This window comes from Nocardioides conyzicola, from assembly GCF_039543825.1.
Classification (GTDB): Bacteria; Actinomycetota; Actinomycetes; order Propionibacteriales; family Nocardioidaceae; genus Nocardioides; species Nocardioides conyzicola.
Map to the genome: position 1 here is coordinate 139,608 of NZ_BAABKM010000005.1, position 19,768 is coordinate 159,375.

Here is a 19,768-nt window from a genome sequence, read left to right on the forward strand (position 1 = left end):
GCTCAGGCCTTCAGCTTCATGATCGAGTCGGCGGCGAAGCCGACGGCAGGGTCGCGGTCGGTGAAGTAGCCACCGAGCTGCTTGTCGAGGTCGTCGGCCGTCCAGAGGTCGCCGGCCTTGTCGAAGCGCTCCTCGACGACCGGGGCCGCGACGAGCGCCACCATGCCGCCGTACACGACGAAGACCTGGCCGGTGATCCGCTCGGCGGCGTCGGAGGCGAGGTAGGCGACGACGGGGGCGACGTGCTCGGGCGAGTAGGGGTCGACGTCGAGACCGGACTGGTCCTCGCCGAACACCTGGGCGGTCATCGCGGTGCGGGCGCGGGGGCAGATCGCGTTGGCGCGGACGCCGCTGCTCGCCATCGACCGCGCCGTCGAGACGGTGAGGGCGGCGATGCCCGCCTTGGCCGCGCCGTAGTTGGCCTGTCCGGGCGGCCCGGACAGGAACGCCTCGGACGCGGTGTTGATGACGCTTGCGCCGACCGGGCCGGACTCCTTCGCGACCGCCCGCCAGTGGGCGGCGGCGTTGCGGGAGAGCAGGAAGTGGCCGCGCAGGTGAATGTGGATCACCTGGTCCCACTCCTCGTCGGACATGTTGAAGAGCATCCGGTCGCGGGTGATGCCGGCGTTGTTGACCACGACGTCGAGGCGGCCGAAGCCGTCGACGGCGGCCGCCATCATGGCGTCGGCGGTGGCCCGCTCCCCCACGTCCCCCGAGACGATGCTCGCCTCGCCGCCGCGGGAGCGGATCTCCTCGGCGGTGCCGTCGGCGCCGCCGGGCAGGTCGTTGAGGACGATGCGGGCGCCCGCGTCGGCCAGGGCGAGTGCTTCGGCGCGCCCGAGACCGGCGCCGGCGCCGGTCACGATCGCGACCTTGCCGTCGAGAGAGGTCGTCAAGGTGTCAGTCCTCCAGGGAGATGGCGGCGCGTGGGCAGGCGGCCACCGCGCGGTTCACGTTGCTGATGTTCTCGGGGGTGGTCTCCTCCGTCTTGAGCTGGAGGTAGTCGTCGTCGTCCAGCTCGAACACCTCGGGCGCCATGGCCTCGCACAGGCCGTTGGACTCACAGAGGTCCCAGTCGATCTTGATCTTCACTGGCGGTGCCTCAGCTTCCTTCACTCGAGTGACCAGGGAACACGTGCGCGCTCGGGTCGATCACGACCGCGGCGTTGTTGACGGCGGTGGCGGCCTCGCCGAAGCCGACGGCGATCAGCCGCACCTTGCCGTCGTACTCCGTGATGTCACCGGCGGCGAAGACGCGCGAGAGGTTGGTGCGCATCGCGGGGTTCACGAGGACGTGCCGCTTGTGCACCTCGATCCCCCACTGCTGGATCGGGCCGAGGTCGGCGATGAAGCCGAGCGCGGCCACCACCGCCTGCGTGGGCCGCGTGGTCAGCTCGCCGTCGACGGTGATGTCGATCGACTCGACGGTGCCGTTGCCGTGGATCGCGGAGACCTCGGCCTTGGTGACGATGTCGACCTTCGGGGATGCCTTCACCGCCTCGACGGTGCGCTCGTGCGCGCGGAAGGCGTCGCGCCGATGCACCAGCGTGATCGACCTCGCGACCGGCTCGAGGTGCAGCGCCCAGTCGAAGGCGCTGTCTCCACCGCCGACGATGACGACGTCCTTGCCGACGTACGGCTGGAAGCTCGGGACGAAGAACTCGAGCCCGCGGCCCACCCAGCCGTCACCGGCGGGCAGCGGGCGCGGACTGAACTTGCCGATGCCGGCGGTGATCAGCACGACCTTGGCGCGGACCTCGGTGCCGTCCTCGAGACCGACGGTCACGCCGTCGGCGTCCTCCACGAGGGTCGAGGCGGTGCGCTCGAGGAGGTACGTCGGCTCGGAGACCGAGGCCTGGGCGACCAGGCCCTCGACGAGCTCGCGACCCTTGACCGACGGGAAGCCCGCGACGTCGAGGATCTGCTTCTCGGGGTACATCGCCGTGATCTGGCCGCCCAGCTCCGGCAGCGAGTCGACGACCGCGATGCTCATCCCGCGGAAGCCCGCGTAGTAGGCGGCGAACAGGCCGGTCGGGCCCGCGCCGATGATCAGGAGGTCGACGTCGACAGCAGTATCGGTGGGCACGACGACGATCCTTCTCCTCACGGGCGGCCGACTCAACTATAACCTGTTCTAGTTTTGGCGACCTTACTGGGTCTTGATGTCCGACACCAGCCACCCCTGGTCGGTGTGGACCACCGTCACCAGCGCCCGGTACTGGGAGTACGCCGTGGCCGGCTTGCCGTCCTGCACCTTCTCGACGTACTGGTTCAGGAAGAGCAGCGCCTGCACCTGCTGCGGGGACGCCTGCACCACGCCCTGGGCGACGACCTTCACGGTGAGCTTCATCTGCTGCTGCGCGTACTTGTCCTTCAGGCTGTCGGCCAGCTTGCGGTAGTCGGCCGCGAACGTGTCCGTCATCTTCGAGGTCGCCTGGTCGACCTGCTTGTCGTAGTCCTGGTAGGTCGTGGACAGGATCTGCTCGGTCGAGCGCGCTGCGGCCTCGACCGCCGCGCGGTGGCTGACCTCGCCGGTCACGATCGGGCGCGCGGCCGACACCGTCGGGGAGGGGTCGCGGTTGAGGTAGACGAGCTCGCCGATGCCGACCAGGGCCAGCACCGCGACCACCGCGACCAGGACGTACGTCGTGCGGGGCCGGCGCCTCGCCGCCGTCGCGGGGGGATCGACGACGGGCTCCGTGGCATCGACCTCGCTCGCTGGCGCTCGCTCGTCGACCGGCGCTTCGGCGGCCTCGCTCGCTGGCGCTCGCTCGTCGACGGGCGGCACGACCGGTTCCCCGCTCCTGCCCGCGATCTTGCGCGGGCGGCCGGTGGCGGGGCGGGACTGGCCCTTGCGTGGCGTCGTCATCCCACGAACTCCACGTTGCTGGTCTTCCACTCGCCGCCCTCGTCGACGAGGTCGACCTTGATCCGGAACTGGCGGGCGACCGGCTTGTTGTTCGTGGAGGTGTTGGCGACGGTGCCGGAGGTGGCCACGATGACCGAGGCGCTGTCGTGGTCGGCGTCGACGACGCCGGCCCAGAGCACCTTGCCCTCCATGACCGACTTCGCCTGGGTCAGGATCTTCACCACGTCCTTGGTGCTGGTGTCGTACTGCTTGGCGAAGTCACCGGTGGCACCCTCCGCGACGGCGTCGATGCTCTCCTGGGCCTTCGTGTAGTCGATGTTGACGAACGCCTCGATCTCCTTGCGGGCGGCGGCGAGCACGTCGCCGTACCGCTCCTGCTCGGCCGACGCACGCTGCCGGTCCTGGCGCTCCTGGTGCACGAGCACGCCGCCGAAGACGACACCGCAGCCGAGCAGCAACGCCACGACGTAGAGCACGACGTTGAGTCCGGGTCGCCTCACTCGTTCACCGGGCCCACCAGGAACCATTTCCACGAGTCATCTCCCAGGATCGACAGGTTGCCCTGATCGACGAACCGTACCGGGTTGCCGCGTCGGTCGACGGCACCGCCGACGAAGCCCGTGTCGGGGTCGTACGACGAGCGGTAGAGGCGCCCGGGAGACGGGTTGGCGGACGTGCCGGGTGAGTAGTTGGCGCCGCGCATCGCGTACGGCGGGCCGGCGGTGCAGCGGGCCGGGTAGATCTTGGCGTCGGTGAGGTCGCTCGGCGGACGCCACTGGTTGCGCGGCTTGTAGCCCTGGGTGCAGGGAGGCGTGCTGTCGAACTGCAGGTTGACGTGGCCGTAGCCGTCGCCGGGGGTGCCGGTGAAACCCGCGGAGATGGTGCGCGGGTAGGTCACCAGCAGCTGCTCGATGCCGTCGAGGTGCGAGACCACGACCTGGTTGACGCTGACCGCGCTGCCCAGCAGCACCGGCAGCGTGGGCTCGAGGTCCTTGAGGAGGGCGTCGAGCTCGCGCGCGGTGCCCGGGGTGCCGTCGAGGACCTTCTCCAGGTCGCCGTCGCTCGCCGCCAGGGCGTTGGTCAGCGCGTGCAGGTCGGTGGACAGGCCACGGATGTTGTCGCCCTCCTGCTGCTGGGTGGTCAGCACCTTGTTGCCCTGGTCGAGCAGGGCGATCGTCTCGTCGGTGTGGTCGGAGGCCTGGCGGACGAACTCGCTGCCGTTGTCGAGCAGCCGCTGCAGCGGACCGCCCGTGTCGTTGAACATGGTGCCGAGCTCGCGCACCACCGTCTGGAGGTTGTCCTTGTCGACCGAGTTGACGAACTGGTCGAGCTCGACCAGGAGGTCGCCCTCGTCGACGGGCATGGACTTGGCGGTGCCGTGCAGGGTGCCGCCCGCCTCGACGTACGGGCCCTTGTCGTCGGGCGGCTCGAAGTCGAGGTACTGCTCGCCCACGGCCGAGAGGTTGTGGACGTACATCGGCGAGTCCTCGGGCAGCTTGGTGCCGTCCTCGAGCGCGAGGTCGAGCGTGATGCCCTCGGCGGTCGCCTGCATCTTGGAGACCTTGCCGACCTTCACGCCGCGGTAGGTGACCTCGCTGCCCTCGAAGAGGCCGCCCGAGCTGGGCAGGGTGGCGTGCACGGTGATGCCGCGGCCGAGCACCCGGTCGACGAGACCGAGGTAGGTGCCGGCGATGTAGACGATGCCGACCGCGCTCAGCACCATGAACGCGATGATCCGGGTGCGTACTCCTCGCGTCATTCGGGGCCTCCGTAGAGAGAGCTCAGACCCGGAGTGGGTGTCGGATCGCCGCTGGTGAGGGCGTCCGGGAGGCGCCGTCCGAGCAGGTCGCCGAGACCGGGCAGGCCGGGCAGACCCGGGAGCCCGGGGATGTCGCCGTCTCCACCCGGGACCGTGTTGAGCAGCACGCAGACCGGGTTGTCCTTGTACGCCGCCTTCTTGCAGTCGGCGCGGAGCTGCTTGAGCAGGTTGACGGAGTCGAGCACCTTGAGGCAGGCCGCGCTGGTGAGGTCGCCGCTCTGCAGGCACTTCTCGACCTGGGTCAGCACCTCGCCCGGGTCGGGGACACCCGGGAGGCCGCCACCGTCACCGGCGGTCGGGAGGATGTTCTCCAGGTTGATGTCGGCGCGGATCGAGGTGTTGGCGTAGTCGCCCTTGACGATCTCGCTGGCCTCCTTGGGGAAGGGGAAGCTGACCAGGAGGTTGAGACCGGGCGCCAGCGAGTCGCCGGCCTTGTGCAGGTTGGCCAGGATCGGCTGCAGGTGGTCGAGCGACTTGAGGATGTCGTCCTTGCTGGCCCCGATCACCCGGGTGCCGACCTTGCCGAGCTTGTCGAGGGAGGTGAGCATCGCGATCAGCTCGTCGTGCTGCTGGTCGAGCACGTCGACGGCAGGACCGACGACGTCGAGGGCGTCGGTGATCGACTTCTTCTCGGTGTTGAGCGTCGCGGTCAGGTGGGAGATCGACTCCATCGCGTGGATGATGTCCTGCTTCTGGGCGTCGATCGTGCCGACGACGTCCTCCAGCGAGCCGAGCAGGTGACGCAGCCGATCGGTGCGACCGTCCATCACCAGGTTGAGCTCGTGGGTGATCGTGCCGAGCTGGCCGACACCGCCGCCGCTGAGCAGGAAGGAGAGCGCGCCGAGGACTTCCTCGACCTCGGGGTTGCGCCCGGTGTCGGCGAGGTCGATCTTGTCGCCGTTCGACAGGCGGCCGGTCGGCTCGACGCCCGCGGGCGCCTCGAGGGCGACGTACTTCTCCCCCAGCAGGCTGACCTGGCGGATGTCGGCGATGGCGTTGTCGGGGAGGTCGACGTTGTTCTTGACGCGCATGGTCACGCGGGCGTGCCAGCCGACCCGCTCGATGTCGGTGACCTCGCCGACGGTCACGTCGTCGACCATCACCGGCGACTTCGGGACGACGTTGAGGATGTCGGCGAAGTCGGCCGTGATCTGGAAGGAGTTGTCGTCCGAGACCGGCGAGCCCGGCAGCGGGAGGTCGTAGGCGCCGTCGAACTTGCAGCCGCTCGCCGTCACGGCGAGCGCGATCATGAGGACGCACCAGCGCAGTGCCCGGGTCATGAGCCGCCTCCCATCAGGCCGGCCAGCGAGTCGGGGGCGACCCGGTTGGCCGCGGCACCCTCGCTCGTCGGGCTCGGGCTGGAGCTGGAGCTCCGGGACGAGCCGGGCGGGATGGTGGGCAGCTGGCCCTCGACCGGCTCGAGCAGCTGCTTGAAGAGCTGGCAGGCGAGGTCGGCGCTCTTGCCGGGGAGGCCGGCCTGCTGGACGACCCCGCACAGGAAGCCGTCGGCGTCCCAGACGTTGCCGCTGATGCCGATCCGCGAGCCGATGGTCCCGGTCTTGTTGTTGTAGGCGAGGCTCAGGTTGCCGATGGCGGTCGGCGCGACCTTCAGGGCGGTGTCGAGGCTGCCCTTCTCGGAGTTGATCGTCTTCATCACCTTGGTGAGCTTCTCGACGTCGGTGACCAGGGCCTTGCGGTTGTCGTGGACGAAGCCCTTCACGGTGCCGACCGCGTCGGCGACGGCGGCCAGCGCCTGCTGGATCTCGGTGCGCTCGTCCGCGAGCTGCGACGAGACGCCGGTGAGGTCCTGCACGAAGGCCCGGACGAACTTGTCGTTCTGGGCGAGGGTCGTGGTGAGCTGCGCCAGCTGCGACACCGTGTCGAAGAGCGGGCCGCTCCCCTCGCCGAAGGTCTGCGCGGCGGCGGCCAGCTCGGTGAGCATCTGGTTGCCGAGCTCGCCCTTGCCGTCGAGGGCGTTGGCGCCTGCCTTCAGCACGTGGTCGAGGGTGCCGTCCTTGTTGACCCCGTTGGGGCCGAGGGCCTCCGACAGGTCACGCAGGCTGGCATAGATCCGGTCGAGCTCGACCGGCACGGCGGTCTCGGGGAGGGCGATGTCCGCGCCGTCGGCCATCAGCTTGTCGCCCTTGGAGTACGCCGGGGTGAGCTGGACGAACCGGTCGGCGACGAGCGTCGGCGTCACGATGACGGCCTTGGCGTCGGCGGGCACCTCGTACTTGGCGTCGTACTCCATGTCGACGCGGACCGAGTTGCCCTCGGGGGTCACCGCGGTCACCCGGCCGACGTTGACGCCCAGGATCCGCACGTCGCTGCCCACGTAGATGCTGACGGCGCGCGGGAAGTGGGCGGCCACCGTCTTGGGCTCGGTGGTGTCGCGGATGGCGAAGAAGTAGATGCCGGCGACGAGCACCAGCGCCAGGACGCCGGCGAGGACGCGGCCGGTGACGGTGTCGAGACGGTTCCGCATGTCAGCCCTTCCCTCGGGTCGGGACGAACTCGCCGGTCGGGATCGCAAGGAGGTTGGAGGCGTAGGCGTCGAACCAGGGGCCGGTGCCGATGATGTTGCTGAGGATGTCGACGTACGGGCCGAGCGCGCTCAGTGTCGCCTTCAGCTCCTTGTCCTTGGAGTTGAGCAGCGAGAGCAGGTCGTCCACCTCGCGGAGCGCCGGCTTCATCTGGGCCTGGTTGTCCGCGGCGACGCCGCGCAGCTGCGTCGCGAGCTCGCGGGCGTTGACCAGCAGGAGGTGGACGGCCTCCTTGCGCCGGCGTACCTCCTTGAACACGAGGTCGCTGTTCTTCATCAGCGACACCAGGTCGTCGCTGCGCGCCGCGAGCACCTTGCTCACGCTCTGCGAACCCTTGAGCAGCGTCTGGATCTGCTGGTCGCGCGAGGCGACCGACCGCGACAGCCGGGCGATGCCGCGGAAGCTCTGCTCGATCTCCGGAGCCGCCTTGTTGGTCGTGTCGGCGACCACGTCGAGCGCCTGGGAGAGCTGGTCGGTGTCGATCCGTTCCGTGGTGGTGGTCAGGTCGCTGAAGACGCCGACGATGTCGTAGGCCGACTCGGTGCGCTCGACCGGGATCACGTCGTCCGTCGACATCTGGCCGGAGCCGGCCGGCTCCAGGTCGAGGTACTTCTCGCCGAGCAGGCTCAGCACCTCGACCGAGGCCCTGGTGTCCTTGCCGAACTCGACGCCGTTGTCCACGTCGAAGGACACGATGACGGTGCTGCTGTCCTCGAGGGCGACGTCCTGGACGCGGCCGACCCGGATGCCACCGACCTGGACCATGTTGCCGACGTGCAGCCCGCTCGCGTCCTTGAACTCCGCGCGGTAGGTCGTGCCCTTGAACCCGGGGAACTTCCCGAGGTTGAAGGCGGCCGCCATGATCAGCGCCATCACCACCAGCGTGATCGCGCCGAGCCTCATCAGCTTGGACTCGCTGTGGCGGCTCATGGTGCCGTCGCTCCGTTGCAGCGCGGTGCCGTGGAGTGGAAGTCGAGGTGGTTGAGCTCGTCCATCAGCTGCTTGAGCCCGGGGACGTTGCCGAGACCGGCGGGCAGCGTGATCCGGCCGCTGAAGCCGCAGATGTAGTAGCTGTACCAGCTGCCGTAGGTGCCGGTGCGGGTCTGGTCGGTCATCGACTCCGGCAGCCGGTCGAGCAGGTCGATGACCTGCTTGCGGGACTCCTTCTTGTTGAGCAGGGCGGCCAGCTGGCGCAGCTTGGCGACGTCGGACTTGATCAGCGGCCGGCCCTGACGGATCAGGTCGGCGACCACCACGGTCAGGTCGGAGATGTTCTGCAAGGAGGAGCCGATCGTCGAGCGGTCGCGGGCGAGGTCGGTCATCCAGTTCTTCAGCCCGACGATGAGGTCGTTGAGCTGCTGGTGCCGGCTGTCGACGGTCGTGAGCGTCGCGCTGAGGTTGTCGACGACCTCGCCGATGAGCTGGTCCCGGTCTGCGAGCGTGTTGGTGAGCGACGCCGTCTTGTGGAGCAGCCCCTGCACGGTGCCGCCCTCCCCCTGGAGCACCTGCACCAGGTTGAGGCTCAGGTCGTTGACCTGCTTGGGGTTCAGCGCCTGGAAGAGCGGCTGGAACCCGTTGAAGAGGACCGTCAGGTCGAGCGCCGGCTTGGTCTGCTGGATCGGCAGAGTCCCGTCGGCGGCGAGCGGCTTGGCGGCCGTGTCGGACCCCTGCTCGAGGGCCAGGTAGCGGTCGCCCACCAGGTTGAGGAAGCGGATCTCGGCGCGCGAGGCCGTCGTGAGCGGGACGCCCGACTGCACCCGGAAGGTCACCAGCGCCTGGGTCCGCTTGTAGTGCTCGACGTTCTTGACCTCGCCGACGCTGACGCCGGCGACCCGGACGTCGTCGCCCTTCTGGAGCATCGAGGCGTTGGAGAAGACGGCCTTGTACGTCGTCCCGGCGCCGAAGCCGATGTTGCCCATGATGGCCGCGAGCAGCCCGGTCACGAGCAGCGAGACGACGGTGAAGATGCCGAGCTTGATGCCGGCCGAGATCGTGGTGGCGTTGCGGGAGCTCATCGCGCGCCCCCGGCCGTCTCGCGGACCAGCGGGCCGTACATCAGGGAGCCGAGCGAGCCGTACTCGTCGGCCGAGGCACCGGTGCGCTCGGCGAGCATCGCGTTGAGGATCTCCTGCTCACCGGCGCTGCCGGAGTAGTCGGCACCGACCCGGTTGGCGGAGCCGGGGACGGGCGACGTCGGCGGGTGCTCGTCCATGTCGCTGCCCTGGTCGAGCGCGATCGGCGGCGCGGGAACCGGTGGGTTGGGCAGGCCCAGGCACCAGGGCCCGTGGCCGACCTCGCCGTACGTCGGCTTGTCGCGCTCGTCGTAGGCGCGGTACTGCGGGGTGCCGAACTCGATGTACTGCTTGACCTGGTTGCCCTCGAACGTCCGCGCGAGCCGCGGGGCGTACTTGGCGGCACCCTTGATCAGGCAGGGGAACTCGGGCGAGTAGACGGCAAGCAGCTTGAGCACCGGCTCGGTCACCTGGCCGACGCGGATGATGTTGCTCTCGTTGTCGCCGAGGATCCGGGTCGAGGTGTCGGCCACGCCCTGGAGGTCGGAGAAGAAGGTGCCGAGCTGCGCCTTGTTGTCCACCACGGTCTGCGCCGTCGTCGTGACGTTGCGCAGCACGGCCAGCAGGTCGGGGGCGGCGAGGTCGTAGGTGTGCGCGACATCGGCGAGCTTGATCAGGTCCGCGCGCAGGGTCGGCAGGTGGGCGCCGATGCGGGCGAGGTAGGTGTCCAGCTCGTCCATCGTCTGGCCGAGCTGCTCGCCGCGGCCGCCCAGGGCCGTCGCGAGCGCGTTGAGCGTCGCGTTGAGGTCAGCGGGGCGGACCGAGCGCAGGAGCGGGAAGAGGTTGGCCAGGATCCGGCTCAGCTCGACGTTGGTCTCGACCCGGCTGGCGGGGATGACGTCGCCGTCCTTCAGCGGGGTCGACGACGGGTCATCGGGGCGGACCAGCGAGATGAATTTCTGGCCGAAGAGGGTCGTCGGCATGATCTCGACGGAGACGTTGTCGGGGATCTGCTTGGCCTCGGTGGGCTCCAGGGCCACCGTGATGACGGCCTGCTTGCCGTCCTGGTCGATCTTGCGGACCTGGCCGACCAACGCGCCGTTGAGCCGGACGTCGCCGAACTTCGCGAGCTGGAGGCCAGCCCGGTCGGCCTTGATCGTCACCGTGGTCGAGTCCTGGAAGGTCTTCTGGTAGACCGCGATCGACAGCCCGATCAGCAGGGCGATCACCGTGATGAAGGCGATGCCCGCCAGCACCAGCCGACGGTGCTCCGCCGGGCTGTCGTGGTAGACGTTCACCAACATCAGCCGGTGATCCTGACGGTGGTGGTGGAGCCCCAGATCGCGAAGCTCAGGAAGAAGTCGGCGACCACGATCGTGACGATGCTGGTGCGGATCGCGCGGCCCACGGCCGTGCCGACGCCGGCCGGCCCGCCGGACGCCGTGTAGCCGTAGTAGCAGTGGATCAGGATCACCGCGGTCGCCAGGAAGAGCAGCTTGAAGAACGACCAGAGCATGTCGATGGGCGGCAGGAACTGCAGGAAGTAGTGGTCGTAGGTGCCCGGCGACTGGTGGTAGATGTACGTCGTGATCAGGCGCGGTGAGAGGTACGACGCGCTCAGCGCGACGACGTACAGCGGGATCACGGCGATGAACGCGGCGATCATCCGGGTGGTCACCAGGAACGGCAGCGACGGGATCCCCATCACCTCGAGCGCGTCGATCTCCTCCGAGATCCGCATCGCGCCGAGGCGCGCGGTGTAGCCGCAGCCGACCGTGGCCGCGAGCGCGATCGACGAGATCAGTGGGGCGACCTCGCGGGTGTTGAAGTACGCCGAGATGAAGGCGCTGAACTTGGCGACGCCGATCTGGCTGAGCGAGGCGTAGCCCTGGATGCCGACCTCGGTGCCGGCGAAGAAGGCGAGGAAGGCGATGACGCCCGCGGAGCCGGCGATCAGCGTCAGTCCCCCGGCGCCGAAGGTGACCTCGGCGAGGGTGCTGGTGATCTCGCGCGGGTAGCGCTTGATGGCGCGCGGCACCCAGAGCAGCGCCTTGACGTAGAAGAGCAGCTGGTCGCCGTACTGCTCGAGGGAGTCGCGGCGTCCCTTGTAGAACGCGCCGCCCAGCTCACCGATCGTCGCCATCACAGACCTGCCGGGGGGACGACTTGGAAGTAGATCGCGGTGATGACCGCGTTGATGAAGAAGAGCAGCATGAACGCGACGATCACCGACTCGTTGACGGCGCGGCCGACGCCACTGGGTCCGCCGCCGGCGTTGAGACCCTTGTAGGCGCCCACGATCGCGGCCATGCCGCCGAAGACGACGGCCTTGAAGATCGCGATGTAGAGGTCGTTGATGCTGGCCAGCGCGGTGAACGACGACAGGAAGGCACCCGCGGAGCCGCCCTGGACGATCACGGTGAAGAAGTAGCCGCCGCCGATGCCCGCGCCGATCACGATGCCGATGATCATGAAGGCGACGAACATGGTCGCGAGCACCCGCGGTACGACGAGCCGGGCGATCGGGTCGACGCCGAGGACCTCCATGGCGTCGATCTCCTCGCGGATCTTGCGGGCGCCGAGGTCGGAGCAGATCGCCGAGCCCGCGGCGCCGGCGATGATCAGCGCGGCCGCGATCGGTGCCGCCTCGCGGACGACGGCCAGGACGGCGGTCGCGCCGGCGAACGACTGGGCGCCGAGCTGCCCGGTCAGGTTGCCGACCTGCAGCGAGATGACCGCGCCGAACGGGATCGAGACCAGGATCGTGGGCATCAGCGTCACGCTCGTGATGAACCAGGCCTGCTCGATGAACTCGCGGAACTGGAAGGGAGTGGTGAAGGTCCGCTTGCCGACGTCGAGGACCATCGCGGCCAGCTCGCCCGGTCCCCGGACGATCGACGCAGCGGAAAACGCCACCGCGCACCTCCCCAACTGGTCTAGACAGCCACCGCAGAATAGAACGTGTTCTCATTCACGGCAAACGAGCCTGTGCCTCCCACTAGAACTCGTTCCACCCCGTCAACGACGTACCTCCCCGGAGGTAACGCCCCCGAAACGTGGGCTGGACCGGTGCGGTCCCGCACGGCGGTCGGGTCGCCTCCTACGATGACCGCGTGGACAAGGAGTTCTGGGCGTCGTTCAGCCATGACCCGCGCGATGCGCAGTACCAGTCCATGCGGGCCTCGGACCAGGACCGTGGGGTGGTGCAGCAGGCGCTCACCGAGGGGTACGCCGACGGGCGGCTCGACCGCGAGGAGTTCGACGAGCGGATGGACCGGGCGACGCAGGCGCGGACCCTCGGCGAGCTCGCGCCGATCGTGTCGGACCTGGTCGCCCCGACCCGTCTCACGCCGAGCCGCTCCGGGCTGGCCCACGCGACCCCCGACGAGATCCATCGGCGCGCGGTCGCCGCGTGGCGCTCGGACGTGCGCGAGGCGGCGGCGGGCTTCCTGATCCCCAGCCTCATCTGCCTGGTCATCTGGTCGCTGGTGATGTGGGGCGAGTTCTTCTGGCCCGGCTTCGTGATGCTCGGGACCGGTATCAACCTCCTGCAGACCGCCATCCGGCGCGACGACCTGATCGCGAGCCACGAGCGCAAGCTCGAGAGGAAGCAGGCGAAGGAGCTCGGCCAGCCCTGGAAGCCGAACGACAAGGCCTCCGAGTGAGGACCCGCCAGCACGTCGACACGGCCCTGGCCCACCCGTCGGCGATCCTGCTCGCCGCCCAGCTCGTCGCCGTGCTGGCGTATCCCTTCCTGCAGGGCTCGATCGGCGGCCGGGCCGTCCTCGGCGTGGTCCAGCTCGGTGTCGTGGTCGCGGCCGTCGCCGCCGTCCGCCTGACCCCCGCCCTCACCTGGGTGGCCGCGTTGCTCGGCGGGCCGGCCATGGTCCTGACCGTCCTCGAGGCCTGGCAACCCCACAACGACGCGATCGTGCTCGCGTCCGCCTCGTTCCACGTGCCGTTCTACTTCTACATCTCGTTCGCGATGCTGCGCTATCTCTTCCACGACGACCGGGTCACCCGCGACGAGCTCTTCGCGACCGGCGCCGCGTTCACGGTCGTCGCCTGGGGCTTCGCCTACGCGTACGCCGCCTGCCAGGTCATCTGGCCGGGCTCGTTCACCGGCGGCGACGGGGGCGGCGACAGCAGCTGGTTCGAGCTGCTCTTCCTGTCCTTCACGACCCTGACCAGCGTCGGGCTCTCCGACGTCCTCCCGGTCGAGGGCCACGCCCGCTCCTTCGCGATGATCGAGATGATCGCCGGCGTGTTCTACGTCGCGCTGGTCGTCGCCCGGCTGGTCAGCCTCGCGGTCGTCCGGCACGAGCGACGCTAGAGCGAGTCCCAGCCCTCGGGGCGGTGCTTCCTGGGCAGCTTCGACACGACGAGCCGGTAGGACTCGTCGACGGCCTCGAGCAGCTCGTCGTCCGGGATCGCGCCGGCCCAGGAGAGGTCGTTCCAGCCGGACCGGCCGATGTACCGCATCACGCTCGCGTCGTCCGGGTAGCGGTGCAGCCACTCGTCGGCCACGTCGCGGTTCGGGCCGCCCTTCACGCCGACCCCGGCGTCCCCGAGGAACGCGAAGATCTTCCCCGCCTCCCCCGGCCCGACCTTGATCACGGTGTGGCTCGGGTCCCACGGGTGGTCGACCCACGCCCCGGGCTTGGCGAGGCAGTGCTCCTGCATCTCCGCAGCGTCCATGGGACCCAGTCTCAGTCGTCGTCCTCGTCGTCGTCGAGCAGGCCGTCCTTGCGGGCGGCGGCCACGATCTTGCGGACGTTCGTGAGGGTGCCGCAGTCGGCGTCGATCTGGTGGTTGCGCTCGGTGGCGAACTGCTCACCGAGCTCGGCGCGCACCTGGGGACCGACCTCCTCGCGGGCGGGGTTGAGGATCGTCAGCTCCTCCTCGGTCAGGTGGTGGTTGACCACCTTCGCGAGCTCCTCGACGGCGTCGTCGAAGGCCTGGGTGTCGGTGCCCTTCAGCTCGAGCACGGCCAGCAGCGCCTCGTTGCCCTCGGCGTGCTCCTCCTCGCCGTGCTCGGCCTCGTGCGCGCCGACCGCGCCCTTCGTGCGCAGCTTGGGATAGACGTACTTCTCCTCCGCCTCCGCGTGGGCGACGTGCAGGGTCGCGAACGCACGGCGTACGGCGTCGCGGTCCTGGCTGCTGTCACGCAGGTCGCGCAGCAGCGTCTCGAAACGGCGGTGGTCGTCGAGGATCAGCTCTACGACGTCCCCCTGGAGCGGGCGTCCGAGATCGATGTTCGTCATGCCGGCAAGGTAGCCCGTCGCGGGCCGAGCGAAACCCGGCCCGACGAGTCGCCTCAGAAGGAGCAGAGGACCTGGGCCTTCGCCAGGGTGGCCTGCGCACCGCCGTGCTGCTGCGACGTACCCGACGGGTTGTCCGCGGTCCACTCGAAGGCCAGCCGGAAGACGCCCTGGAGGCTGAGGGTCTTCAGCTCGGACGTCGCCAGCGCGAAGGTCTTGCTGTAGCGGCTCCCACCGTCGGCGACGATGTCGATCGTCGCCGTCGCCAGGTCGTCGCTGTCGTCACCGTTGCCGACGCGACCGGTGAGCCGGAGGCACTGGCGTTCCAGGTTCCAGTCGACCATGCCGGCGTTGGCCCACGGCTCCGCGTAGCCCACGAACGCCGGGCCGTACTCGTGCGCGTTGATCGACACCGAGCTGACGTCGTTCGTGTACGACGAGCGGCGCACGTCGAGGTCGGTCAGGTTCTGCCACCGGTAGACGGTCACCTTCACCGAGGCGCTCGTGCCGGCCTTGATCCTGCCGTCCTCCCGGACGACCGCGCGGTAGTGGCGGACGCCGGGAGTCGTCGGCTTGTCGCGGTAGGTGAACCCACCCTTCCTGGTGGTGCTCAGCACCGCCTCCGGGCGCCACTTCGCGTCCCCGATGCGCTTCTGGAGCACCACCTCGGTGCCCTTGCGCACGGGCTTCACCCTGCCCGACAGGACGAGACGATGACCCGCGACGACCGTCGCCGTGCTGGCGGCCAGCGTCGGCTTGAACGCCGCGCGCCGCTCGGCGGGCGCCGCCGTCGCCACCGGTGCGGCCAGGGTCGCGATGAGGGCGGCGGTGAGACCCGCGGCGCCGGTCCTGGTGCTGAGCTGCATGGTGGTGTCCTCCTCGCGGGCACCCGGGCGGCGCCTCACCCAGGACAGCGCTGGCCGGGCCCGGTGCGTTACACCGGCGCTCAGGCCCCCCGGGCGATCCCCTCGAGCTCGTCGCGGTCGACGACCCGACGGGTGCGGACCCGGTAGCGGACGACCTGCGTGAGGCCGAGCGCCCAGATGAAGTACTGCGTGCTCATCGCCCAGCGGAACGCCGACGGGGTGTAGTCGCTGCCCCCGCCCGGCGTACGCCAGTCGAGCACCACACCGATCACGATCACCAGCACGAGGCTGGCGACGAAGCCGCCCTGGTTGATGATGCCGCTGGCGCTCGCGAGCCGTTCGTGCGGGTTGGAGGTGCGCCCGACGTCGAACCCGATCATCGACGCCGGACCGCCGATGCCGACGACGACCACGAGGACGACGAGCAACCAGGTCGGGGCGTGGCCCGGCCAGGTGAGCACGACGGTCCACACGGTCACGATGCTGCTCACGATCACCAGCACCATCGTCGAGCGGTGCCAGGGGTGAGCGCCGACGAGCCAGCCCAGGGTCGGGCCGGCGGCCATCACCGCCAGCACCATCAGCGTCAGCAGCAGGCCGGCCGTCGCCGACGACTGGTGCTCCCCCTTCACGAAGAACGGGTAGCCCCAGAGCAGGCTGAGCGCGGTCGCGCTGAACTGGGTCGAGAAGTGCATCCAGAAGCCGAGGCGGGTGCCGGGATGCGCCCACGACGACGCCAGGCTGTGGCGCACCTGCGCGAACGAGAGGGTCGGGCCGCGGAGGTGGCGCGTGGTCGGCGAGTCGTGGAGCACCAGCAGCACCGCCACGGCGAGGGCGACGCCGAGCGACGCCGCGAGCAGGTAGGCCTTGGTCCAGCCGAGGTGGCCGAGCGCCCAGGTCATGGGGACGGCCGCGAGCACCGCGCCGAGCTGGCCGAGGGTGCCGGTCAGCTGGGTGAAGAACGGGATGCGCCGGGCCGGGAACCAGGTCGCGACCAGCCGCAGCACGCAGATGAAGGTCATGGCGTCGCCCATGCCGACGAAGACCCGTGCGACCAGCGCCGCGGGATAGCTGTGCGCCAGCGCGAAGCCGCCTTGAGCGAGGGTCATCAGGACCAGCCCGGTGAGCAGCACGCTGCGTGACCCGAACCGGTCCACCAACAGCCCGACCGGGATCTGCATGCCGGCGTACACCAGCAGCTGGAGCATCGTGAACGTCGCCAGCTGGGAGGCCGAGATGTCGAACCGCTCGGTCGCCGCCAGGCCCGCGACCGCGAGCGAGGACCGGTGGAAGACCGCCACGAGGTAGACCAGGAGCCCGACCAGCCACACCGACCACGTACGTGCCGTGATGGTGGTGGCCTGGGTTGTCACTCCCGCAATGCTAGGTGCGCCGACCGACTGGCCCGACCCGGGTGTCTCAGCCGCGGCCGAAGAGCCGCGACAACAGGCCGCGCTGCTCCTCGATGACGCTGGGAGCGGGATACGTCGCCGGCGACACGGCGGGCGTCGGCGGCGGGTCGGCGTACATCGCAGGCGTGGTCTCGCCGCCGGTGGCCGCCTCGACGATCCCGGCGAGGAACCGGTCCACGTCACCCATGTCGTAGCCCTCCCGCAACCGGACCGGGGTGAACCGGGCGGCGGCGACCAGCTGGTCGACCGGCTGACCTGAGCCGAGGGCGGCGGTCAGCTGGTCCAGGAGCTGGTCCACCTCGCCCATGTCGTAGCCCTCACGGAGGCGCACCGGCCTGAAGCGGACGTTCCTGATCTCCTGGAGCAGCGATTCGACGTTGGTGGGCACGGCGCCAACCTAGGGCAGACCTCAGTCCAGGCAGAACTCGTTGCCCTCGGGGTCCTGCATCACGATGTGGCCGCCGCTCATCGGCGGCGCGGGCTCGTGGCGCTCGACCCGGGTCGCCCCGAGCCCGACGAGGCGATCGCACTCGGCCTCGAGCGCGGCCATCCGCTCGTCGCCCTCCAGGCCGGGGGCGGCCCGGACGTCGAGGTGCACGCGGTTCTTGGCCGACTTGCCCTCGGGCACCTGCTGGAAGAACAGCCGGGGGCCGGCTCCGGCCGGGTCCTCCGATGCGGAGGCCATGTTGCGCCTCTCCGGCGGCAGCGTCTCCGAGAAGGCGTCCCAGGAGTCGAAGGTGGGCGGCGGGGGCGGGAGCTCGTAGCCGAGGGTCGCGTTCCAGAACTTCGACAGCGCCCGTGGGTCCGCGCAGTCGAAGGTGACCTGCACCTGCTTGACCGTGCTCATTTCGCACCTGCCTCCATCATCTGCCGCAGCTCCTTCTTCAGGTCGCCGATCTCGTCGCGCAGCCGGGCGGCGACCTCGAAGTGCAGCTCGGCGGCCGCGCCCTTCATCTGGTCGGTGAGCTCCTGGATCAGCTGGGCGAGCTCGGCACTGGGCAGCCCGGCGAGACCGCTCGTGTGCTGACCGGCGTCACCGCCGGCCAGCCGGGACAGCGCCGGTACGGGCGCCTTCCGCTTCTTCGGGTCCTGCTGCTGCCAGGTCTGGAGGAGCTCGTGAGTCGACTCCTCCTCACGCGCGAGCATCTCGGTGATGTCGGCGATCTTCTTGCGCAGCGGCTGGGGGTCGACGCCGGCGGCCACGTTGTAGGCCACCTGCTTCGCGCGCCGTCGGTTGGTCTCGTCGATCGCCTTCTCCATGGAGGGCGTGATCTTGTCGGCGTACATGTGGACCTGGCCGGACACGTTGCGGGCCGCACGTCCGATCGTCTGGATCAGCGACTTGTCGGAGCGCAGGAAGCCCTCCTTGTCGGCGTCGAGGATCGAGACCAGCGACACCTCCGGCAGGTCGAGGCCCTCGCGGAGCAGGTTGATGCCGACGAGCACGTCGTACTCCCCCATCCGCAGCTCGCGCAGCAGCTCGATGCGGCGCAGGGTGTCGACCTCGGAGTGGAGGTAGCGGGTGCGGATGCCGGCGTCGAGCAGGTAGTCGGTGAGGTCCTCGGACATCTTCTTGGTCAGCGTCGTGACGAGGACCCGCTCGTCCTTGTCGGCGCGGGTGCGGATCTCGTGGATCAGGTCGTCGATCTGGCCCTTGGTCGGCTTGATCACCACCTCCGGGTCGATCAGGCCGGTCGGTCGGATGATCTGCTCGACCGTGTCGCCCTCGACCTTGTCGAGCTCGTAGTCGCCGGGCGTCGCCGACAGGTAGATGGTCTGCCCGATCCGGTCGAGGAACTCCTCCCACCGCAGCGGACGGTTGTCCATCGCGCTCGGCAGCCGGAAGCCGTGGTCGACCAGGTTGCGCTTGCGCGACATGTCGCCCTCGTACATGCCGCCGATCTGCGGCACCGCGACGTGCGACTCGTCGATCACCACGAGGTAGTCCTCGGGGAAGTAGTCGAGCAGGCAGTTGGGCGCCGAGCCCCGGGTGCGGCCGTCCATGTGCATCGAGTAGTTCTCGATGCCGGAGCAGGAGCCGACCTGGCGCATCATCTCGATGTCGTACGTCGTGCGCATCCGCAGCCGCTGCGCCTCGAGCAGCTTGCCCTGCTTCTCGAAGGCCGCGAGCTGGTCCTCGAGCTCGAGCTCGATGCCCCGGATCGCCTTCTCCATCCGCTCCGGGCCCGCGACGTAGTGGGTGGCCGGGAAGACGTAGAGCTCCTTGTCCTCGGTGACCACCTCGCCGGTGAGCGGGTGGAGCGTCATCAGCCGCTCGATCTCGTCGCCGAAGAACTCGATGCGGACCGCGTGCTCCTCGTAGACCGGGAAGATCTCCAGGGTGTCGCCGCGGACCCGGAAGGTGCCGCGGGTGAAGGTCATGTCGTTGCGGGTGTACTGGATCTCGACCAGCTGGCGCAGGATCGCGTCCCGGTCGCGCTCGTCGCCCACGCGCAGCCGCAGCATGCGATCGACGTACTCCTGCGGGGTGCCCAGGCCGTAGATGCACGAGACGGTGCTGACCACGATCACGTCGCGCCGGGTGAGCAGGCTGTTGGTCGCCGAGTGCCGCAGCCGCTCGACCTCCTCGTTGATCGAGGAGTCCTTCTCGATGTAGGTGTCGGTCTGGGGGACGTACGCCTCGGGCTGGTAGTAGTCGTAGTAGGAGACGAAGTACTCGATCGCGTTGTCCGGGAAGAGCTGGCGCAGCTCGTTGGCGAACTGGGCGGCCAGGGTCTTGTTGGGTTGGAGCACGAGCATCGGTCGCTGGACCTGCTCGGCCACCCAGGCCACGGTCGCGGTCTTGCCGGTGCCGGTGGCACCCAGCAGGACGACGTCCTTGACGCCGCCGTCGACGCGCTTGGTGATCTCCTTGATCGCCGCCGGCTGGTCGCCGGACGGCTCGTAGTCGGAGACGACCTTGAAGGGCGCCACCCGGCGCTCGAGATCTGTCACTGGTCGCATGCCACGAGCCTAGACGGGCCAT

At 69.4% G+C, this 19,768-nt stretch carries 22 protein-coding genes; 2 read left to right on the plus strand and 20 right to left on the minus strand.

Annotated elements, in window-relative coordinates; genetic code table 11:
- Positions 1 to 2 precede the first annotated feature (2 nt).
- From ABEA34_RS22330 to ABEA34_RS22390, 13 genes are all read right to left on the minus strand, one after another.
- A complete protein-coding gene (locus ABEA34_RS22330) occupies positions 3 to 896 on the minus strand; it encodes a 3-oxoacyl-ACP reductase (protein WP_345523931.1) in 894 nt (297 codons plus the stop codon).
- Positions 897 to 900: 4 nt separating this feature from the next.
- Positions 901 to 1,092, minus strand: a complete 192-nt coding sequence (locus tag ABEA34_RS22335; protein WP_345523932.1) for a ferredoxin — start codon at positions 1,090 to 1,092, stop codon at positions 901 to 903.
- A 10-nt stretch (positions 1,093 to 1,102) separates the two neighbouring features.
- The gene (locus ABEA34_RS22340; RefSeq protein WP_345523933.1) at positions 1,103 to 2,086 is read right to left on the minus strand and encodes an NAD(P)/FAD-dependent oxidoreductase; all 984 of its coding nucleotides are present in this window, start codon (positions 2,084 to 2,086) and stop codon (positions 1,103 to 1,105) included.
- A gap of 63 nt (positions 2,087 to 2,149) precedes the next feature.
- On the minus strand, positions 2,150 to 2,869 hold the full coding sequence (locus tag ABEA34_RS22345; RefSeq protein WP_345523934.1) for a hypothetical protein: 720 nt from the start codon (positions 2,867 to 2,869) through the stop codon (positions 2,150 to 2,152).
- Positions 2,866 to 3,369 (minus strand): hypothetical protein, encoded by a 504-nt coding sequence (locus ABEA34_RS22350; RefSeq protein WP_345523935.1) that lies wholly within the window; start codon positions 3,367 to 3,369, stop codon positions 2,866 to 2,868. The genes ABEA34_RS22345 and ABEA34_RS22350 overlap by 4 nt, the downstream gene beginning before the upstream one ends.
- Positions 3,366 to 4,628: an MlaD family protein gene (locus ABEA34_RS22355; RefSeq protein WP_345523936.1), complete on the minus strand. Its 1,263-nt coding sequence runs from the start codon at positions 4,626 to 4,628 to the stop codon at positions 3,366 to 3,368. Before ABEA34_RS22355 ends, ABEA34_RS22350 begins: the two co-directional genes overlap by 4 nt.
- Positions 4,625 to 5,968 (minus strand): MCE family protein, encoded by a 1,344-nt coding sequence (locus tag ABEA34_RS22360; RefSeq protein WP_345523937.1) that lies wholly within the window; start codon positions 5,966 to 5,968, stop codon positions 4,625 to 4,627. The genes ABEA34_RS22355 and ABEA34_RS22360 overlap by 4 nt, the downstream gene beginning before the upstream one ends.
- Entirely contained in the window at positions 5,965 to 7,173 is a 1,209-nt protein-coding gene (locus ABEA34_RS22365; protein WP_345523938.1) for an MCE family protein, read from the minus strand. Before ABEA34_RS22365 ends, ABEA34_RS22360 begins: the two co-directional genes overlap by 4 nt.
- Position 7,174: 1 nt before the next feature.
- Positions 7,175 to 8,161 carry an MCE family protein gene (locus ABEA34_RS22370; protein ID WP_345523940.1) on the minus strand — a complete coding sequence of 329 codons (987 nt, stop codon included), beginning with the start codon at positions 8,159 to 8,161 and terminating at the stop codon, positions 7,175 to 7,177.
- Entirely contained in the window at positions 8,158 to 9,246 is a 1,089-nt protein-coding gene (locus ABEA34_RS22375; protein WP_345523942.1) for an MCE family protein, read from the minus strand. Before ABEA34_RS22375 ends, ABEA34_RS22370 begins: the two co-directional genes overlap by 4 nt.
- Positions 9,243 to 10,547 carry an MCE family protein gene (locus ABEA34_RS22380; protein ID WP_345523944.1) on the minus strand — a complete coding sequence of 435 codons (1,305 nt, stop codon included), beginning with the start codon at positions 10,545 to 10,547 and terminating at the stop codon, positions 9,243 to 9,245. The genes ABEA34_RS22375 and ABEA34_RS22380 overlap by 4 nt, the downstream gene beginning before the upstream one ends.
- Complete coding sequence (locus tag ABEA34_RS22385; protein ID WP_345523946.1) at positions 10,547 to 11,386, minus strand: MlaE family ABC transporter permease; 840 nt, start codon at positions 11,384 to 11,386, stop codon at positions 10,547 to 10,549. The genes ABEA34_RS22380 and ABEA34_RS22385 overlap by 1 nt, the downstream gene beginning before the upstream one ends.
- Positions 11,386 to 12,159 (minus strand): MlaE family ABC transporter permease, encoded by a 774-nt coding sequence (locus ABEA34_RS22390; protein ID WP_425576906.1) that lies wholly within the window; start codon positions 12,157 to 12,159, stop codon positions 11,386 to 11,388. The genes ABEA34_RS22385 and ABEA34_RS22390 overlap by 1 nt, the downstream gene beginning before the upstream one ends.
- 197 nt (positions 12,160 to 12,356) lie before the next feature.
- Here ABEA34_RS22390 and ABEA34_RS22395 point away from each other — a divergent pair, with 197 nt between their 5' ends.
- The gene (locus ABEA34_RS22395; RefSeq protein ID WP_345523948.1) at positions 12,357 to 12,908 is read left to right on the plus strand and encodes a DUF1707 SHOCT-like domain-containing protein; all 552 of its coding nucleotides are present in this window, start codon (positions 12,357 to 12,359) and stop codon (positions 12,906 to 12,908) included.
- Entirely contained in the window at positions 12,905 to 13,576 is a 672-nt protein-coding gene (locus tag ABEA34_RS22400; RefSeq protein WP_345523950.1) for an ion channel, read from the plus strand. The genes ABEA34_RS22395 and ABEA34_RS22400 overlap by 4 nt, the downstream gene beginning before the upstream one ends.
- Here the strand turns inward: ABEA34_RS22400 and ABEA34_RS22405 are convergent.
- The 7 genes from ABEA34_RS22405 to uvrB form a co-directional block, all read right to left on the minus strand.
- On the minus strand, positions 13,573 to 13,941 hold the full coding sequence (locus ABEA34_RS22405) for an MmcQ/YjbR family DNA-binding protein (RefSeq protein ID WP_345523952.1): 369 nt from the start codon (positions 13,939 to 13,941) through the stop codon (positions 13,573 to 13,575). The genes ABEA34_RS22400 and ABEA34_RS22405 overlap by 4 nt on opposite strands.
- An 11-nt stretch (positions 13,942 to 13,952) precedes the next feature.
- Complete coding sequence (locus ABEA34_RS22410) at positions 13,953 to 14,507, minus strand: hemerythrin domain-containing protein (RefSeq protein WP_345523954.1); 555 nt, start codon at positions 14,505 to 14,507, stop codon at positions 13,953 to 13,955.
- A 53-nt stretch (positions 14,508 to 14,560) separates the two neighbouring features.
- Positions 14,561 to 15,370, minus strand: coding sequence for a hypothetical protein (locus tag ABEA34_RS22415; protein ID WP_345523957.1), 810 nt, complete (start codon positions 15,368 to 15,370; stop codon positions 14,561 to 14,563).
- An 80-nt stretch (positions 15,371 to 15,450) separates the two neighbouring features.
- Positions 15,451 to 16,743, minus strand: a complete 1,293-nt coding sequence (locus ABEA34_RS22420; RefSeq protein WP_345523958.1) for an MFS transporter — start codon at positions 16,741 to 16,743, stop codon at positions 15,451 to 15,453.
- A 46-nt stretch (positions 16,744 to 16,789) separates the two neighbouring features.
- Positions 16,790 to 17,170, minus strand: a complete 381-nt coding sequence (locus ABEA34_RS22425; RefSeq protein WP_345523959.1) for a DivIVA domain-containing protein — start codon at positions 17,168 to 17,170, stop codon at positions 16,790 to 16,792.
- A gap of 21 nt (positions 17,171 to 17,191) precedes the next feature.
- A complete protein-coding gene (locus tag ABEA34_RS22430) occupies positions 17,192 to 17,629 on the minus strand; it encodes a VOC family protein (RefSeq protein WP_345523960.1) in 438 nt (145 codons plus the stop codon).
- A complete protein-coding gene (gene uvrB, locus ABEA34_RS22435) occupies positions 17,626 to 19,746 on the minus strand; it encodes an excinuclease ABC subunit UvrB (RefSeq protein WP_345523961.1) in 2,121 nt (706 codons plus the stop codon). Before uvrB ends, ABEA34_RS22430 begins: the two co-directional genes overlap by 4 nt.
- Between the last annotated feature and the right edge of the window lie 22 nt (positions 19,747 to 19,768).

Excerpts from the sequence above, each read along its gene's own strand:
- ABEA34_RS22345 (WP_345523934.1), bottom strand. The coding sequence starts at position 2,869 with ATGACGACGCCACGCAAGGGCCAGTCCCGCCCCGCCACCGGCCGCCCG.
- ABEA34_RS22355 (WP_345523936.1), bottom strand. The coding sequence starts at position 4,628 with ATGACGCGAGGAGTACGCACCCGGATCATCGCGTTCATGGTGCTGAGC.
- ABEA34_RS22360 (WP_345523937.1), bottom strand. The coding sequence starts at position 5,968 with ATGACCCGGGCACTGCGCTGGTGCGTCCTCATGATCGCGCTCGCCGTG.
- ABEA34_RS22365 (WP_345523938.1), bottom strand. The coding sequence starts at position 7,173 with ATGCGGAACCGTCTCGACACCGTCACCGGCCGCGTCCTCGCCGGCGTC.
- ABEA34_RS22370 (WP_345523940.1), bottom strand. The coding sequence starts at position 8,161 with ATGAGCCGCCACAGCGAGTCCAAGCTGATGAGGCTCGGCGCGATCACG.
- ABEA34_RS22375 (WP_345523942.1), bottom strand. The coding sequence starts at position 9,246 with ATGAGCTCCCGCAACGCCACCACGATCTCGGCCGGCATCAAGCTCGGC.
- ABEA34_RS22380 (WP_345523944.1), bottom strand. The coding sequence starts at position 10,547 with ATGTTGGTGAACGTCTACCACGACAGCCCGGCGGAGCACCGTCGGCTG.
- ABEA34_RS22385 (WP_345523946.1), bottom strand. The coding sequence starts at position 11,386 with ATGGCGACGATCGGTGAGCTGGGCGGCGCGTTCTACAAGGGACGCCGC.
- ABEA34_RS22405 (WP_345523952.1), bottom strand. The coding sequence starts at position 13,941 with ATGGACGCTGCGGAGATGCAGGAGCACTGCCTCGCCAAGCCCGGGGCG.
- ABEA34_RS22410 (WP_345523954.1), bottom strand. The coding sequence starts at position 14,507 with ATGACGAACATCGATCTCGGACGCCCGCTCCAGGGGGACGTCGTAGAG.
- ABEA34_RS22415 (WP_345523957.1), bottom strand. The coding sequence starts at position 15,370 with ATGCAGCTCAGCACCAGGACCGGCGCCGCGGGTCTCACCGCCGCCCTC.
- ABEA34_RS22430 (WP_345523960.1), bottom strand. The coding sequence starts at position 17,629 with ATGAGCACGGTCAAGCAGGTGCAGGTCACCTTCGACTGCGCGGACCCA.
- uvrB (WP_345523961.1), bottom strand. The coding sequence starts at position 19,746 with ATGCGACCAGTGACAGATCTCGAGCGCCGGGTGGCGCCCTTCAAGGTC.